This is a genomic window from Bradyrhizobium oropedii, assembly GCF_020889685.1.
Taxonomy (GTDB): domain Bacteria; phylum Pseudomonadota; class Alphaproteobacteria; order Rhizobiales; family Xanthobacteraceae; genus Bradyrhizobium; species Bradyrhizobium oropedii.
The window spans coordinates 1-2,207 of record NZ_JACMYO010000384.1; the positions used below are offsets into that span (position 1 = coordinate 1).

The following is a 2,207-nucleotide window of genomic DNA, read 5'->3' on the forward strand; positions in this document are numbered from 1 at the left end:
CTGCTCCGGCTGCGCCGAAGGAAGCCAAGCGGGAAGCCGCTCCGGCCGCGGCACCGGCCGCCCCGTCAGGGCCCGCCGTGTTTCCGAACGCGGTCGATCCCAAATACGCTCAGGAGACTCCGGGCAAGCAGCGCTTCAAGACCTGCGACGACCAGTACAAGGCCAACAAGGCCACGGGCGGCAATGGCGGCCTGAAGTGGATCCAGAAGGGCGGCGGCTACTGGAGCGAATGCAACAAGCACCTGAAGGGCGCCTGAGCCCGGCCGAAGCTGAAGTCTGACGAGCGGCCGGCGCAAGCCGGCCGCTTTTCATTGACGCCGCTTCTACTGGCTTTCCACCAGCAGCTTGTCCGCCGATTGCGCCAGCAGTTGCGCGCGCTTGCGCGGACCGCGTTCGAGGAACAGCAGGCTCTGGCCGAAGATGAAGCAGTAGAACAGGAAGGCCTGCGCATCGGCCTCCTCGGTCGATAGCCCGGTGGCGCGATAGAGCTGGCCGACCTGCTTGAGCCGTGCGGCATCGACGCTCGCGGCGGCGGTGGCCGCGGCCTCGTCGGTGCGCGCCCATTGCCGGATCGCGAGCTCGACCGCCATCGCCTCGGTGTTCATGCGCTCCGAATAGAGCGTGATGATCGCCTTCAGCCGCTCGCGCGCGCTCGCGCCGTCAAGCGCGGTCTGCTTCTCGATTGCGGCGATGCGGCCGTCGCGCCAGCGCGTCAGCATGGTCTCGAGCAGCGCGGCGCGATCCCTGAAGCGGCGGTAGAAGCCGCCCTTGGTGACGCCGAGATTCTTCGCCAGCACCTCGACCCGCACCCCGTCGGCGCCGCTATGCGCGAGCTCGGCAAAGCCGGCCGCGACCCAGACGTCGCCCTTGCTTTCAGTCATGCGATCTCCGCGCATCTTAGTGCGCGATCAGAGTCATCGCGCACTAATCTCTTGTTTGAGCATGATCTTTTCGGAAAACCGCTTCGCACTTTTCCGGATCATGCTTTGATACGGTACCGTATTGCTAGCCTGCTTCGTCCTTGATACGCTAGCGTATCAACAATCGAAGGGAGGGGTACCATGGAGGGCGAGGCGACCTATCGCGGCACGGTCTATCCCTGGCACTGCGACCACATCGGCCACATGAACGTCATGTGGTATGTCGGCAAGTTCGACGAAGCGAGCTGGAACATGTTCGCGCGGCTCGGCCTGACGCCGAGCTATCTGCGCGAGTCCGGCCGCGGCATGGCCGCCGTGCAGCAGAACATTTCCTACAAGCGCGAACTGCTCGCCGGCGACCTCGTCGAGGTCAAGAGCCGGCTGGTCGAGTTCCGCGACAAGTCGATCCGGATCCTGCACGAGATGCGCAATGCGGAGGCCGGCGAGATCGCCGCGACCTGCGAGATCACTGCGGTCCATATCGATCGTGCCGCGCGCAAGGCGGCGCCGTTTGCGCCGGCGATCCGCTACGCGGCGATGCCGCATCTCGTGCCGTCCGAACCCGTGACTGCGTGACCGCGATGCCCCGTTTCGAGCCGAAGAATCCCGACTATCGCGCGGTGGCAGCCGATACGTTCGCGCGCCAGCGCGCGATGCAGACGCTCGGCATCTCGATCGCGCGCATGGAGCCGGGCGAAGTCGATCTCGCGATGCCCTATGCGCCGGAGTTCTGCCAGCAGAACGGCTTCGTGCATGCCGGAATCATCACCGCGGGTCTCGACAATGCCTGCGGGATTGCCGCCTTCACGCTGATGCCCGATGGCTCCGACATCCTCACCGTGGAGTTCAAGACCAACCTCTTGGCGCCGGCGCGTGGCGAGCGATTCGTGTTCCGCGGCGTCGTGGTCAAGCCGGGCCGGACGCTGACGGTCTGCGACGGCCGCGCCTATGCCGTGCAGGACGGCGTTGAAACGCTGGTCGCGACCATGAGCGGGACGTTGATGGCGTTGCAGCGGCGATCGTAAGTTGCGCTGCAGACCTTCCCCGTCATGCTGAGGAGCCGCGAAGCGGCGTCTCGAAGCATGCACGGCCCCACTGGTGGCCGTCGACCCTTCGAGACGCGCTGCGCGCTCCTCAGGGTGACGGAGTTGAGAGGGCGCAAGGGATTTGAGCAACGCGCCCAACATCTGCGCACGCGCTTGAGACCCCACGCATTGACAAGCCATCGCCACACCGACCTGATAGGCGGATGCCTCGCGCGAGCGCCCTGCCATGATCGCCAGTCTC

At 65.7% G+C, this 2,207-nt stretch carries 3 protein-coding genes and 1 pseudogene; 3 read left to right on the forward strand and 1 reads right to left on the reverse strand.

Annotation, left to right across the window (positions count from 1 at the left end):
• Nucleotides 1-257, forward strand: a pseudogene (locus H8A95_RS42625) (hypothetical protein); the annotation flags it as partial.
• 66 nt (nt 258-323) lie between these two features.
• On the opposite strand, the gene H8A95_RS42630 reads toward H8A95_RS42625, so the two are convergent.
• Nucleotides 324-881, reverse strand: coding sequence for a TetR/AcrR family transcriptional regulator (locus tag H8A95_RS42630; protein ID WP_229188398.1), 558 nt, complete (start codon nt 879-881; stop codon nt 324-326).
• A 180-nt stretch (nt 882-1,061) separates the two neighbouring features.
• On the opposite strand from H8A95_RS42630, the gene H8A95_RS42635 reads away from it, so the two are divergent.
• Together H8A95_RS42635 and H8A95_RS42640 are read left to right on the forward strand one after the other, a co-directional pair.
• Nucleotides 1,062-1,496, forward strand: a complete 435-nt coding sequence (locus tag H8A95_RS42635; RefSeq protein WP_229188399.1) for an acyl-CoA thioesterase — start codon at nt 1,062-1,064, stop codon at nt 1,494-1,496.
• Nucleotides 1,497-1,501: 5 nt separating this feature from the next.
• Nucleotides 1,502-1,945 carry a PaaI family thioesterase gene (locus tag H8A95_RS42640; protein ID WP_229188400.1) on the forward strand — a complete coding sequence of 148 codons (444 nt, stop codon included), beginning with the start codon at nt 1,502-1,504 and terminating at the stop codon, nt 1,943-1,945.
• The last annotated feature ends 262 nt before the right edge of the window (nt 1,946-2,207 follow it).